This is a genomic window from Amycolatopsis sp. WAC 01376 (genome assembly GCF_003947415.1).
Lineage (GTDB): Bacteria > Actinomycetota > Actinomycetes > Mycobacteriales > Pseudonocardiaceae > Amycolatopsis.
This window is the reverse complement of record NZ_QHKL01000006.1, coordinates 576938-590544: the sequence shown is the minus strand read 5'-3', so window position 1 is coordinate 590544 and position 13607 is coordinate 576938. Positions and strand designations below refer to the sequence as shown.

General features: G+C 70.3%; 13 protein-coding genes. 7 read left to right on the top strand and 6 right to left on the bottom strand.

Features of this window, described 5'->3' with window-relative positions; translation table 11 throughout:
* Nucleotides 1–69 precede the first annotated feature (69 nt).
* Nucleotides 70–1074 (top strand): prenyltransferase/squalene oxidase repeat-containing protein, encoded by a 1005-nt coding sequence (locus tag DMH03_RS29735; protein WP_233611709.1) that lies wholly within the window; start codon nt 70–72, stop codon nt 1072–1074.
* Between the two features lie 116 nt (nt 1075–1190).
* Here DMH03_RS29735 and DMH03_RS29730 read toward each other — a convergent pair whose 3' ends face one another.
* The 3 genes from DMH03_RS29730 to DMH03_RS29720 all read right to left on the bottom strand — a co-directional run bounded on the left by DMH03_RS29730 (nt 1191) and on the right by DMH03_RS29720 (nt 5099).
* On the bottom strand, nt 1191–2018 hold the full coding sequence (locus DMH03_RS29730) for an LLM class F420-dependent oxidoreductase (RefSeq protein ID WP_125795266.1): 828 nt from the start codon (nt 2016–2018) through the stop codon (nt 1191–1193).
* A gap of 69 nt (nt 2019–2087) precedes the next feature.
* Nucleotides 2088–4454, bottom strand: coding sequence for a LuxR family transcriptional regulator (locus tag DMH03_RS29725; RefSeq protein WP_125795265.1), 2367 nt, complete (start codon nt 4452–4454; stop codon nt 2088–2090).
* Between the two features lie 48 nt (nt 4455–4502).
* On the bottom strand, nt 4503–5099 hold the full coding sequence (locus DMH03_RS29720; protein WP_125795264.1) for a QsdR family transcriptional regulator: 597 nt from the start codon (nt 5097–5099) through the stop codon (nt 4503–4505).
* A 140-nt stretch (nt 5100–5239) separates the two neighbouring features.
* Between DMH03_RS29720 and DMH03_RS29715 the strand changes: the two genes are divergently transcribed.
* The 6 genes from DMH03_RS29715 to DMH03_RS29690 are packed head-to-tail and all read left to right on the top strand — an operon-like array spanning nt 5240 to nt 10815.
* Nucleotides 5240–6097 carry a serine aminopeptidase domain-containing protein gene (locus DMH03_RS29715; RefSeq protein WP_125795263.1) on the top strand — a complete coding sequence of 286 codons (858 nt, stop codon included), beginning with the start codon at nt 5240–5242 and terminating at the stop codon, nt 6095–6097.
* Nucleotides 6098–6156: 59 nt separating this feature from the next.
* Nucleotides 6157–6927, top strand: a complete 771-nt coding sequence (locus DMH03_RS29710; protein WP_125795262.1) for an ABC transporter ATP-binding protein — start codon at nt 6157–6159, stop codon at nt 6925–6927.
* The gene (locus tag DMH03_RS29705) at nt 6914–7618 is read left to right on the top strand and encodes an ABC transporter ATP-binding protein (RefSeq protein WP_125795261.1); all 705 of its coding nucleotides are present in this window, start codon (nt 6914–6916) and stop codon (nt 7616–7618) included. The genes DMH03_RS29710 and DMH03_RS29705 overlap by 14 nt, the downstream gene beginning before the upstream one ends.
* An 11-nt stretch (nt 7619–7629) precedes the next feature.
* Complete coding sequence (locus DMH03_RS29700) at nt 7630–8508, top strand: branched-chain amino acid ABC transporter permease (protein ID WP_125795260.1); 879 nt, start codon at nt 7630–7632, stop codon at nt 8506–8508.
* 1 nt (nt 8509) lies between these two features.
* A complete protein-coding gene (locus DMH03_RS29695) occupies nt 8510–9511 on the top strand; it encodes a branched-chain amino acid ABC transporter permease (RefSeq protein ID WP_125795259.1) in 1002 nt (333 codons plus the stop codon).
* The gene (locus tag DMH03_RS29690) at nt 9508–10815 is read left to right on the top strand and encodes an ABC transporter substrate-binding protein (RefSeq protein WP_125795258.1); all 1308 of its coding nucleotides are present in this window, start codon (nt 9508–9510) and stop codon (nt 10813–10815) included. The genes DMH03_RS29695 and DMH03_RS29690 overlap by 4 nt, the downstream gene beginning before the upstream one ends.
* A gap of 1 nt (nt 10816) precedes the next feature.
* Here DMH03_RS29690 and fahA read toward each other — a convergent pair whose 3' ends face one another.
* The 3 genes from fahA to DMH03_RS29675 all read right to left on the bottom strand — a co-directional run bounded on the left by fahA (nt 10817) and on the right by DMH03_RS29675 (nt 13454).
* A complete protein-coding gene (gene fahA, locus DMH03_RS29685) occupies nt 10817–11992 on the bottom strand; it encodes a fumarylacetoacetase (protein WP_125795257.1) in 1176 nt (391 codons plus the stop codon).
* On the bottom strand, nt 11989–12831 hold the full coding sequence (locus DMH03_RS29680) for a hypothetical protein (RefSeq protein WP_125795256.1): 843 nt from the start codon (nt 12829–12831) through the stop codon (nt 11989–11991). Before DMH03_RS29680 ends, fahA begins: the two co-directional genes overlap by 4 nt.
* 80 nt (nt 12832–12911) lie before the next feature.
* Nucleotides 12912–13454, bottom strand: coding sequence for a MarR family winged helix-turn-helix transcriptional regulator (locus tag DMH03_RS29675; protein ID WP_125787490.1), 543 nt, complete (start codon nt 13452–13454; stop codon nt 12912–12914).
* Nucleotides 13455–13607: the final 153 nt, after the last annotated feature.

Here is a 13607-nt window from a genome sequence, read left to right as displayed (position 1 = left end):
GTACCCGGACGCTCGGCCGGGGTGAGACTCTTCGGTTCGTTCACAGCGGTCGTTGGGGGAAGGGTTCTCATGAGACGTTTGATTTTCGCTGTCGCCATGGTGTGCGGCATCGGGCTGGTCGCCGCTCCGGCGGCGGCCGCGGCCACCCACGACAAGGCGGACGCCGCCGCGGGCTGGCTCGCGAGGCAACTGGTCGACGGGGAAAGGTTCGAGGCCGACTTCGGCGGCCAGAAGTTTCCCGACCAGGGTTTGACCATCGACGCGATCTTCGCGTTCGCCGCGGCCGGGGTGTCGGACACGAACGCGGGCAAGGCGATCGCCTGGCTGGCGAAACCGGAGATCACCATGGGCTACGTCGGCGGCGGCACCGAGGCGTACGCGGGCGCGCACGCGAAACTGCTGCTCGCCGCGCAGGTTCGCGGCAAGAACCCGGCGTCGTTCGGCGGCGTCGATCTCAAGGCGGGCCTGCTTTCGTTGCTCACGCCGTCCGGCCGGTTCTCCGACCGCTCCGAATACGGCGACTACTCCAACGCCCTCTCGCAGTCGCTCGCCCTGCTCGCGCTGGACCGCACCGGCGACGTCCCGGAGCAGGCCGTGACGTTCCTCGCGGGCACCCAGTGCCCCGATGGTGGGTTCCCACTGAACTTCGGCGAAGCGACGTGCACGAGCGACGTCGACGCGACCGCGACGGTCGTCCAGGCCTTGCGCGCCACCGGTGACCCGGTGAACGCCGGCGAGGGCACCTCCTGGCTGGTCACCAAGCAGCACCCGAACGGCGGCTTCGGTTTCGCCACCAACGCGCCGAACGCCAACAGCACCGGACTCGCCGCGCAAGCGCTGGCCGGGCACCGTCCCGCCGCCGCGCTCAAGGCGCGGGAATTCCTGCGGTCACTGCAGACCGGCTGCGCCGGCACCGAGGCGGCCCGCGGCGCGATCGCCTACGACGCCACGGGCCTGAACCCGTCGACCGCCCCGCGCGCGACCGCGCAGGCGATCCTCGGCCTGGCCAGGGTTCCGCTGAGCGACCTGCACGGCGGCGGCCGTCCGCAGGCCCCGGTCCTCGCCTGCCCGTAACTCGCGTGATCAGAGACGGAACTCGCGTGATCAGAGGCGTAACACACGAATCACGCCTCTGATCACGCGAGTTACGCCTTAGATCACGCGAGTTACGCCTTCGAGGGCAGGTCCGGTCAGCGGAGCTGCTCGACGATCTTGGCCAACTCGTCGAGACGCTCCAGGGTTTCGGCTTCGGGCAACGTCGGCAGGATGAGCGAGACCTCGTCGGCCCCGGCGTCGGCGAGCCGTCGCAGCAGCCCGGGATCGGCCGGGGCACCGAACACACTGATCCGGACGTCCTCGCGGCCCTGGTCGGCGAGCCAAGACCGGACCCGGCGCAATTCCTCTGGCGGTGTCACGGAATGCGGCAGCCAGCCGTCGGCGTGCTCGGCGAGCCGTTTGAGGCCCGCAGGCCCCTGGCCTGCGACGTAGATCGGCGGATGCGGTTTCCGCACCGGTTTCGGCCAGGAGTAGACCGGGTCGAAGTCGATGTGCTTTCCGTGGAACTCCGCCTCGTCCTTGGTCCAGATCTCCTTGAGCGCCTGGAGTTGTTCGGTCAGCAGCGCGCCCCGTGTCCGCGGCTCGACGCCATGGTTGCGCATCTCCTCGATGTTCCAGCCCGCTCCCACGCCGAAGATCACCCGTCCGTTGGAAAGCAGGTCAAGGCTGGCGATCTCCTTGGCCGTATAGAGCACATCTCGCTGGATCATCAGGGCGACCGCGGTGCCGAGGCGGAGGGTCGAGGTGACGGTCGCGGCGGCGGCCAGCGCCACGAACGGGTCGAGATTGCGGAGGGCCCCTCGCGGCAGCTCACCGCCGGGGTACGGACTCTCCCGGCTGACCGGGATGTGGGAGTGTTCGGGGAGGTAGAGGGAGTCGAAGCCTTTCTCCTCCAACGCCGCGGCCAGTACGTGCGGCCGGATTCCTTCGTCGGTCACTGAAGTCGCGATACCGAAGTCCATACTCGGCTACGACTCCAGGACCGGGGTGAGTATTCCGCCACGCCGAAAGACGCCGGTCCAGGTGGCGTGTCATTCGCCGGCGGCGACGCGGCGCGCGAGTTCCACGCGGGACCGCACACCCAGTGCCGTGAAGATGTTCCGCAGGTGGTGATCCACCGTTCGATGGCTGATCACCAGCCGCCGCGCGATCTCCTTGTTCGTCTCCCCCGCCGCGACCAGCCGGGTGATGGCGTCCTGCTGCGGCGTGAGCCCGGCGAGTGATCGGTGCGGCACGTCGACGGTCTCACCGGTGGCGCGCAACCCGGCGCGGGCCCGGTCGGCGAACCGCTTCGCGCCGACGTTCTCGAAGCCGCGCAAGGCATCGCGGAACTGGTCGCGCGCGTCCCGGGTCCGCCGGTGACGGCGTAGCAGGGTGGCGTAGGCGAACCGGGTCCTGGCGAGTTCCACCGCGCCGCCCGCCCGCCGGTGCGCGTCGATGGCCAGCCGGAAACGCCGTTCCGCGATCTCCGGATCCGGCGTGGTCAGCGCGTGGCAGCGGTGGCTCAGCGCGAGCCAGCAGGGTTCCGCTCCGGCCAGGGTCCAGCGGTCGAACACCTCCAGCGCGGCAAGGGCCCGTTCGGGCCGCCCGGAACTGACGGCGGCCTCGACGAGTTGCGGAGTGGCCAGCACCCGGATCACCGGCTGGTCGCCGGAGACACCCGAAGCGAGATCTTCGAGCCTGCTCAGGGCGTCGTCGGGCCGGTCTTCGGCCAGGTCCAGACAGGCGTTCGCCCACGCGGCGACGGCGGCGGGCCTGCCGAGACCGCGTTCGGCGATGCCTTCGGTCGCCTCGTCCAGTTCCGGTACGCGGTCGCCGAGGAGCGCGGCGGCCAGCCCCAGCAACGTCAGATGTTCCATCCGCAGGTTGTGGGGCGCGTGCAGACCGTCGCGGGACGCCGCCCGCGCGCACGGGATCCGGTCGAGCGCGATGGCCGAAAGCGACAGGTAGATCAACGCCCACGGCAGTTCCGCGTGCCGTTTGCCGAGCCGCGCGCGGCTCACGGCGGCGGCAGCGTATTCGTGCGCCCGTTCGGCATGCCCGCGGGCGAAGGCCGCTTCGGCGGCCCAGACGGCTCCGGCGACGTCCGCTCCGGCCATCCCCCGACCGACGGCGTCGTTCAGCGGGAGGACAGCGTCGTCGTGACGTCCGGCGTAGACCGACGTCAGACCACGGAAGTGCGAGAAGGCCAGTCCCTCGCCGGCGGGGACCGTCCGCGCGAGCGCCCGGTAGCCGCTCAGGTCGCCGCCGAGCCGCCGTGCCTCGCCCGCCAGCAGGAGTGCGGCGGCCGGATCGGGCAGCAGTTCCGCCGCCGTGCCGAGTTCGTGGGTGGCGACGGCGGGATCGCCGTCGCGCAGCTCGATCTCCCCGTGCAGCAACGCCACCGCGCCCGGCTTGCTGTCCACTTTGGACAGCAGCAGACGAGCCCACCCTGGTCTTCCCGCCTGCCAGGCCGCGTCCGCGGCGGCCAGCAACCGGTCCGCCCGCGTGGCCGGATCGGCGGTCAGGGCGGCAGCGCGTTCCAGCTGCCGCGCCGCGGCCGCGTGATCCGCCGCCGGTGCGGCGGCGAGCGCGTCGGCGAGCGGCGCGGACGGCGTGGCGGCCGCCATCGCGCGATGCCAGAGCGCGTCGGGCCCCTCCTCGGCGGCGGCCAGCCGCGCGTGCGCCGCCCTGCGGTCGGCCGGTGACGCCGCCGCGTACCACGTCGCGTTCCTCGCGGAAGAGTCCATGCAGGTGGCGAGGAACCGGAGGCGCTCGTCGAGCGGCAGCGCGTCGAGCTCGGCCGCGTAGCGAGGCAAGCGCTCCCGGAGGATCGGCGACACCGGCTCCCGTCCCGCCGCCTGCGCGGGCGTCAACGAAGCCGCCAGCGCGACGAGATCCGCGGGGTTCCCGTCGCCGAGTTCGACCAGCTGCGGGCGTACCCCGGCGGGCACGCCGCGATCGCGCAACACCAGGTCCGCGGCGGATTCGGTCAACGGCGGCAGCTCGACGGAGTCGAACTCGTCGGATCCGGATCGCGACGCGAGCACCATGCCGACCGGGGCCCCGGCCAGCCGTCTGCCCGCGAAACCCAAGGCCGCCAAGGACTCCGGATCGACCCACTGCGCGTCGTCGACCCAGCAGATCGTCGGTGCCGAAACGGCGCCGAGCCGGTCCCTGGCCTCCGCGCCGCTGGAGACGGACGCGCCGAACATCCGATGCAGGGCGCCATACGGCAGCGTGCTTTCGGCCCGCAGGCCCCGCACCCCGACGAGACGGACGCCGAGGGTGGCGCGCAGTGCGGTGAGCAGGGCCGATTTACCGAGCCCCTCCGTGCCGTGGACCAGCACGGCACGGCCGGCGGGCGACCGCAGCCCGCCGAAGAGGTCGTCCCTGCCCCGCAGCGGGTACACAGGCATCGGCGCCTCCTCGAGCTCCCTCTCGATGAAACACCAGGCGCAAGTGTTTCACAAGGTCCTGCTCGGCACCCGTCCTTCCACGAGGGCTCCGAGCAGTGTCGACGCCGCGTCGAGATCGGGTGTCCGGGAGGCGAGAACGTCCGAGTAAAGGAAGGCCTCCCCCAGCCGCACGATCGCGTAACAGAGGCTGTCCAGGCCGACCGCGGGCACGAAACCGCCGTCCTCGACGTCGCGGCGAAGCAGCTCGACGTGGGCCGCGATCACCCTCGGCTGGACGCGTCCGTCCGGGTCGGTCAGCAGCCGGATCGCCAGCACCGGCTCGTCGTCGAGGAAGCGCCGGAACCCGGCGCTCGCCGCCAGCACGGACCGGTACTCGCGCATGATCGAAAGACAGCGCAGTTCACCGGCCGCGTTGCGCACCACGTCGCCCTCTTCGCGCTCCCAGGTGCGCGCGGCGGCCGTCAGGGTGCGCTCGGACAGGTAGTAGAGGGCATCACCGAGCAGGTCTTCCCGGTTGCCGACGCGGCGGAACAGGGTGCTGCGCGAGATGCCGAGGTCCTGGGCGAAGGCGGAGGTGTCGACGCGGAGGCCGCGATCGATCCACCGCGCCGCGGTGCGGACTATGTCCTCGGCTGAGGGGTTCACGATCGCCGATCGTACGGGCGACCGGCCCGGCGGGGGCGGTCGCGGATCAAGACTGGCGATTTCACCGATGCAGCCTGCTCCGGCCGTTTGCCACAGTCCATCACCACGGACTGTGTTCAACGGCGAACGGAGAGGGCACCATGCGTAGTACGACCCGGATCCTTTGTGGACTGGCCACCGTCGCGGCACTCACTATCGCTCCCACGGCCTACGCCGCCGAGAATCCCTACGAACGAGGCCCGGACCCGACGGAAAGCAGCATCGAAGCCTCCCGCGGCTCCTTCGCGGTGTCGCAGACCTCCGTTTCGAGCCTGGCCGTCACCGGGTTCGGCGGCGGCACCATCTACTACCCCACCAGCACCACGCAGGGCACGTTCGGCGCGGTCGCCATCTCGCCGGGATACACCGCGTCCCAGTCGAGCATCGCGTGGATGGGCCCGCGGCTGGCGTCGCAGGGCTTCGTGGTGTTCACGATCGACACCAACACGATCTACGACCAGCCCGCGAGCCGCGGCGACCAGCTGCTGGCCGCGCTCGACTACCTGACCCAGCGCAGCACCGTCCGGTCCCGCGTCGACACCAGCAGGCTCGCGGTGGCGGGCCACTCGATGGGCGGCGGCGGTTCGCTCGAAGCGGCGCAGGACCGGCCTTCGCTGCAGGCCGCGGTGCCACTGGCGCCGTGGAACACCCAGAAGTCGTGGTCCTCGCTGCGGGTGCCGACGTTCATCGTCGGCGGCGAGTCCGACTCGGTCGCACCGGTGTCGTCGCACTCGATCCCGTTCTACACCAGCATTCCCGCTTCGGCGGAGAAGGCGTACATGGAACTGGACAACGCGAGCCACTTCTTCCCGAACACGGCGAACACGACCATGGCCAAGTACACGATCTCGTGGCTGAAGCGGTTCGTGGACAACGACACCCGCTACGAACAGTTCCTCTGCCCCGCCCCGGACGACCGCACGATCAGCGACTACCGGGACACGTGTCCGCACGCCTGAGTGTCTTGGGTCCCGGCGCACCCGCGCCGGGACCTCCTCTCTCCGTTGGGAGTTCCTGCGTGACCCTGTCGACCTTCGAGATGTCCGGCGTGTCGGTGACCTTCGGTGGTCTCGTCGCGCTGTCGGACGTCTCCCTGAGCGCCGCACCCGGCCGGGTGCTCGGCGTGATCGGCCCGAACGGGGCGGGCAAGACCACGCTGTTCAACGTCGCGTGCGGGTTCGTCCGCCCGGACACCGGCACGCTGACCTGGCGCGGTACGGAACTGCGGCGGCTGCGCCCGCATCACCTCGCCGGCCTCGGCATCGCCCGCAGCCTGCAGGAACTCGGCCTGTTCGACCGGATGACCGTGCTGGAGAACGTGCTCGTCGGCGCGGGAAGGCATGCGAAGTCCGGCTTCTGGACTTCGTTGCTGGGCATGACGAAAAGCGAGAAGGCGCTGGCCGAACGGGCGATGGCGCGGTTGGAGGAGTTCGGCATCGCCGACGTCGCGCATCGCTATCCCGCCGCTCTTCCTTATCCGGTGCGGAAAAGGGTCGCCCTGGCGCGAGCGCTGGCGGCCGAACCGGATCTGCTGCTGCTGGACGAACCGGCGGGCGGCCTGTCGTCGGCGGAGATCGCCGAGGTCGGCGAACTGGTCCGCGGACTGACCGAACGCATGTCGGTGATGCTCGTGGAGCACCACATGGATCTGGTGATGGGCGTCTGCGACGAGATCGTGGTGCTGGACTTCGGCAGGGTCATCGCCCGCGGGACACCGGACGAGATCCGCGCGGACCCGGCGGTCCAGGCGGCGTACCTCGGCGAGGAGGTGGCCGGTGCTGACCGTTGAGAACCTTTCGGCGAGCTACGGCCCGGTGCGCGCGCTCGATTCCGTGAGCCTTTCGGCCGCGGAAGGCGAGATCACCGCGGTGCTCGGCGCGAACGGCGCGGGCAAGACCACCTTGCTGCGAACCATCTCCGGACTCGTCCGGCCGACGGGTGGCAGTGTCTCGCTCGCGGGCCGGGACCTGGGCCGGGTGTCCACAGAGGACCTTCCCGCGCTCGGACTCGCGCATGTGCCCGAAGGCCGCGGCGTACTGGCCGAACTGACCGTCGAGGAGAACCTGCGGCTCGGCGCCCTCGGGGCACGCGGCCGCGCGTCGGCGGCCGATCTCCGCCGGATCTACGACCTCTTCCCGGCGCTCGCCGACCGCAAGAACGGTTCCGCGCACGTCCTTTCCGGCGGGGAACGGCAGATGCTGGTCATCGGCCGCGCACTGCTTTCCCGGCCGAAGGTGCTGCTGCTCGACGAGCCGTCCTTGGGGCTCGCGCCCCGGATCGTGGCGCGGATCTTCGGCCTCCTGCGCGGTCTCGTCCACGACGAGGGACTGGCCGTCGTGCTGGTCGAGCAGAACGCGCGCAGCGCGCTGTCCATCGCCGACCACGGCGTCGTGCTCAACCTCGGCGAGGTCGTCGTCCGGCGGGACGCGGCCGCGCTCGTCGCGGACGACGACCTCCGGCACGCCTACCTCGGATTCTGAAAGGGAGCACTGTGCAGCAACTGCTCACCACCGCGCTCACCGGCCTGACGCTGGGCGTGGTGTACGCCGCGTTCGCGCTGGCGCTGGTGCTGATCTGGCGGGCGACGCGGATCGTGAACTTCGCGCAGGCGCCGATGGCGATGATCACCACCTACCTGGCGCTGGTCCTGATCGACGCGGGCTGGTCGTACTGGGCCGGTTTCGCCGTCGCCCTGATTTCCGGGCTCGTGCTCGGCGCGCTGGTGGAACGCTTCGTCGTCCGGTTCGTCGACGGCAAGGCCGAGATCAACGCCGTCATCCTCACCCTGGGGTTGTTCATCGTGTTGCACGCGCTGGCGGCGCTGGTGTTCGGGTCGCGGTACCGGTCGTTCCCGGCGCCGTTCGGGCTCACCGGGTTCCGGGTCGGCGACACGACGATCGCGCTGACCGGATTCGGCGTGTTCACCATCGCCGCCGTCGGCGTGGTGCTGATCGGGCTCGTGGTGCTGTTCCGCGGTACCGACCTCGGCCTGCGGATGCGGGCCGCGGCGTTCGATCGGGAAGTGGCCCGCCTGCTCGGCGTGCGGGTCGGGCGGATGCTCACCCTCGGCTGGGCCCTGGCCGCTCTCGCCGGTTCGCTGTCGGGCCTGCTGATCGCCGGCGGCGGCCTCGTCCATCCGTCCTATATGGATGGTGTGGTGGTGTACGGCTTCGTGGCCGCCGTGCTCGGCGGGCTGGACAGCCCGGTCGGCGCGGTCGTCGGCGGTGTCGTCCTCGGCCTGTCGTTGAGCCTGGTGAGCGGTTACGTCGGCGCGGAACTGGTGCCGCTCGCCGCGCTGGCGCTGCTCATGGTGGTGCTGCTGCTCAAACCCGGTGGCCTCTTCGCCGTCGTCCGTGAACGGAGGGTCTGACTTGCCGCGCGGTCATCTGCTGGGCGCGCTCGCCGCGCTGGTCGTCGTCGTACTGGTCCTGGAGACTTCCGGGCCGTTCCTCACCGCGCAATTCACCACGATGGCGTACCTCGCGATCGCGGCGGGCGGCCTGACCGTCCTCACCGGACTCAACGGGCAGCTTTCGCTCGGGCACGGCGCCTTGATGGCCGTCGGCGCGTACTCGACGGCGCTCCTGCTGAAGTCGGCGGTCTTGCCGCTGCCGGTGATCCTGCTGCTGGCGGTGGTGATCACGCTCGCCGTCGGGGCGCTCGTGGGAGTCGCCGCGGCCAGGCTGCACGGCCCGTATCTCGCCGGGGCGACACTGGCGCTCGCCGTCGCCGTACCCGGGATCCCGTTGTTCTTCGGTGAGGCGCTCGGCGGCGAGCAGGGCTTGCCCGTGCGCATGCCGGAGATACCCGGCTGGCTGGCCGACGCCGCGTACTTCGTCACCGGCCAGGATCTCACGTCGATCCGTTATCTCGCCTACCTTTCCTGGCTCGCGGTGATCGTCGTGTTCGTGCTGCTGGCGAACCTGTCCCGAGGCCGTGTCGGACGTGATTGGCGGGCGGTGCGCGACGAGGATGTGGCCGCCGAACTGGCCGGGATCGACCTCGGCCGCACGCGGGTGCGGGCGTTCGTCGTCAGCGCGGGCTGCGCGGGGCTGGCCGGAGCGCTCATGGCGTTGTCGGCGCGGCTCGCGGCGCCGAGCGGGTTCGCGCTGACGTTGTCGCTGCTGCTGGTGTCCGCGGTGGTGCTCGGCGGTCTCGGGAGCCTCACCGGAGCGCTCGCCGGGGCGGCGCTGCTGACCTTCCTGCCGCCGCTGGTGACCGGCGCTGGCACGGATCTCGGCCTCTCCGACGTGCAGGCCGCGCATCTGGCGCCGTTGATCTACGGCCTGGTCACCGTCCTGATCGTGCTGCTCGCACCCGCCGGTCTCGCCGGTGGGCTGCGGAAACTCATCCACTCTAGGAGAAGTTCATGAAACGCTGGACCAAGGCCGTGGCCGTCTTCCTCGCCGTCACGGTCACCGCCGCGTGCGGCGCGGGCGGCAGACCCGAGGGCGAACAGAAGGGCTCGACGGTCGGCATCACCGACACGACCATCAAGATCGGCGCGCATTTCCCGCTGACCGGCGTCGCCGCGCCGGGCTACAGCGAGATCCCGAGCGGGCACCAGGCCTACTACGACTACGTGAACGCGAACGGTGGCATCAACGGCCGCAAGATCGAGTTCGTGGTGAAGGACGACGGCTACAACCCGACCAACACCAGCGCCGTCACCAACGAACTGGTGCTCAAGGACGAGATCTTCGCGATGGTCGGCGGCCTCGGCACGCCGACGCACAGCGCCGTCGTCGAATTCCTGAACACCTCGAAGGTGCCGGACCTGTTCGTGTCGTCGGGTTCGCTGCGCTGGGGCGACGATCCGAAGAAGGCGCCGGTCACCTTCGGCTGGCAGCCGGACTACGAGATCGAAGGCAAGATCATCGGCGACTGGGTGCGCAAGAACCTGCCGAACGCCAAGGTCGGCCTGTTCCTCCAGGACGACGACTTCGGCCGCGACGGCGAGAAGGGCGCCCGGCGGTACCTCGGCGACCAGATCGTGGAGGTCGCGAAGTACTCCCCGGGCAACACCGACATCGCGCCGCAGATCGCGAAACTCAAGGCCGCGGGCGTGGATCTGGTGCTGGGCTTCACCGTTCCGTCGTACACCGCGCTTTCGCAGCTGGCCTCGCTGAAGATCGGGTTCAAGCCGAAGTGGGTATACAGCAACGTCGGCTCCGATCCCGCCCTCGTCGGATCACTGCTCGCGCGGTTCTCCGAAGGCAAGGTCACTAACGGCGCGTCGCTCATCGACGGCGTGATCACCACCGAGTACCTGCCGGGTGTCGACGCGCCGGACAACGCGTGGACCAAGCTGTGGCACAACGTCTGGAAGGCGCACGGCAAGGGCGGCGACCTGACGAACTACCGCATCTACGGGATGGCGCAGGCGTACACGTTCGTCCAGGCGTTGCAGGCGGCCGGAAAGGATCTGACGCGCGAGCGCCTCGTCGAGGTGATCCAGCAGTCCGGGAAGGCGTTCGAGGGACCGGGATCGGCGCCGTTCCGCTACTCCGCCGACAGCCACCTCGGCATCTCCGGCATGTCGGTGGTCGAGCTCAAGGGCGGCGTCGGCAAGGATCTGACACCGGTACTGGTGACCGACCTCGGCGACGCGCCCATCAAGCCGGACGACTCCGCCGCGAACGACGGGCCGCCGCCCAACGGGATTCCGGGCAGCTGAGTCAGTTCGCCGGCAGAACGCGCCCGCGTACCTCGCCGAACCCGATCCGCGAGCCGTTCGCGCCGGGCGCGGTGCCGGTGATCACGACCTCGTCGCCGTCCAGCAGGAAGGTGCGTTCCTCCCCCTTGACCGTGAGCGGTTCCTTGCCGCCCCAGGACAATTCGAGGAACGCACCGCGCTGGTGCTTCTCCGGTCCGGAGATCGTGCCGGAACCGTAGAGGTCGCCCGTGCGCGAGGAGGCGCCGTTGACCGTCAGGTGGGCGAGCATCTGCGCGGGCGACCAGTACATCTCGCGGAAGGGCGGGTGGCTGACCTCCTCGCCGTTCCATGCGATGACCAGGTCGATGTCGAGGCCCCACGGGTCGCTTTCCCGCAGGTACGGCAGCGGCTCCGGATCCGTCTGGCCGGGCAGGGGGATCCGCGCCGCCTCCAGCGCGATGATCGGCACCACCCAAGGCGAGATCGACGTCGCGAAGCTCTTGCCGAGGTGCGGGCCCAGCGGGACGTATTCCCACGCCTGGATGTCGCGGGCCGACCAGTCGTTGAGCAGGACGGCGCCGAAAACGTGGCGGGGGAAGGAATCTGGGGTGATCGGGGCGTTCAGCGGGGTTCCGGTGCCGACGATGAAGCCCATCTCGGCCTCGATGTCCAGCCGCGTGCTCGGCCCGAACACCGGCGCCGTGTCTGCGGGGGCCTTGCGCTGGCCGCTCGGGCGCATGATGTCCGTACCGGAGACCAGGACGGTGCCGGACCGCCCGTGGTAGCCGACCGGGAGGTGTTTCCAGTTGGGCAGCAACGGTTCCGCGTCCGGGCGGAACAACCTGCCGACGTTCGAGGCGTGGTGCTCGGAGGCGTAGAAGTCGACGTAGTCCGCGACCTCGATCGGCAGGTGCAGGGTCACCCGTTCGATCGCGTGGACCGCGCCGTCGGGGACCTCGCCGGCGACCAGGTCGCGGATCCGCTCCCGGACCGCCACCCAGCGGTCGTATCCCTGCGCCATGAACGGGTTCAGCGTCGGCGCGGCGAAGACGTCGTCGCCGAGCGCCGCGGCCAGGTCGACAAGGGAGTCGCCGACGCGCACGCCGACACGCGGGGAACCGCCGTCGACGGAGAACACGCCGTACGGCAGGTTGTCGATCCCGAACAGCGAGCCTGCGGGGATGTCGATCGTGGTCATGCCTCTCCTCGGGGCGCCTCGAGCAGGCCGAGTCCGGCCAGTTCGGTCAGGGGGTCGGTGATACTGCAGGTGCCGAACGACGTGAACGCCGCGCGGACGGCGGCGACGCGATCCGCGTCCAGCGCCCGAAGCCGTCCGGCGATGACGGCGCCGTCTCGTTCGGCGAGAACGGCTTCGACGTCGCCATCGGTGAGGACGGCGTCCGCCGCGAGCATCAGGTTGAGGAAGCCGTGCTGTTCGAAGCCGGTCTCCGGATCGGTGTTGCGGAGGGCGTGGTGCAGCCCGGCGGTGGCCTTGAACGGAACGCCCGCCCCGACGGCCGCCCGGACCGCGGCGGCGAGTTCGGCTTCGCCCGGGTACAGGTCGGCCCGGACGCCACCGGTGCGGAACTTCGCGCGGTGACCGGTGCCGGAAAGGGCGGTCAGCAACGGAAGACGCCGGTCGTCACGCGGGATCTCGACGAAAACCGGTGCGGTGGCACCGGAAATCGCGGCGAGCACCTCGTCCGGGCCCATTCCCTCCGGGACGGCGATCTCGAGCGCGTCGAGGTTCACCGGGAGCTTCTCCACTGCGTCGAGCACGCCGTCGAGCTGCGCGGGCCCGCCGGGCAGGGTCACCGAGACCGGCAGTGGGGTGTCCCGGTCTCCCAGCACTTCGGCGAGGTCGCCGAGCGCGGTGGCGGCTAGGACGAGCGGGCCGACCAGGCCCGCGTACCAGGCGGAGACGTGCTCGTCGTGCGCCGCGACGGCGTCCGGCAGCGGGGCCAGCCCCGGCGGGAACACCGCGGCGTCGTCGCACAGCCCGGCGAAGAGCGCGGGAATCCGTCCGCCGTCCACCATGGTCTCCTCCTCGCCGATTTAGTTCACACTTTGACTACCCCTCGGGCAGCGTAGTCCGGTCCTCGCCGCGACGGGAAGGCCTACTTGCGGCTCCGCGTGCCGAACTCGGCGCGGCTCGTGATCAGCTTGCCCAGCAGCATGACGAGGATGCGCTGTTCGGTCTCGGTCAGCGCGTTCGTCCAGCCGAACTCGCGCTCGTTGTGCTCACGGAAGACCGAGACCATCTCCTCGTGCCCCGCCTCGGTCAGCGAGAGCTGCACCGAACGGCCGTCGCGCTCGTCCGGGACCCGGTGGAGCATCCCCTCCGCGACCAGCGTCTTGACCAGATTCGACACCGCCGCCCGGCTCATCCCGGTCAGCCGGGCCGCGCTGGTCGGTTCGAGCGGCCCGGCGAGCCACACCACGAACAGCAGCCGGAACGCCGACCACGACCGGCCGCGTGGCCGGTGCACCGCGGCTTCGAGATCGTAAGTCACCAGGTCGGAGGCACGATTGAGGGTCAGCAGCACCTCGGTCGCCAACTGGTGCCGGAAGCCGTACTCCTGCGCGAGCCGCCGGTTCGCCAGCGCCACGAACGACCAGAAGTCGAGCCCGGCCGCGTCCACCGCGTCCACGTCTTCCATCACCGAACACTAACCCGGCTTCGCGAAAATAATCAAAGTCGAAACTATCGCTCCCCGTAACTCGCGTGATTGGAGCCGTAACACGATGTTCCGCCTTCAATCACGCGAGTTACGGCTTCAATCACGCGAGTTACGCCTTTGTCGCATGGAGCT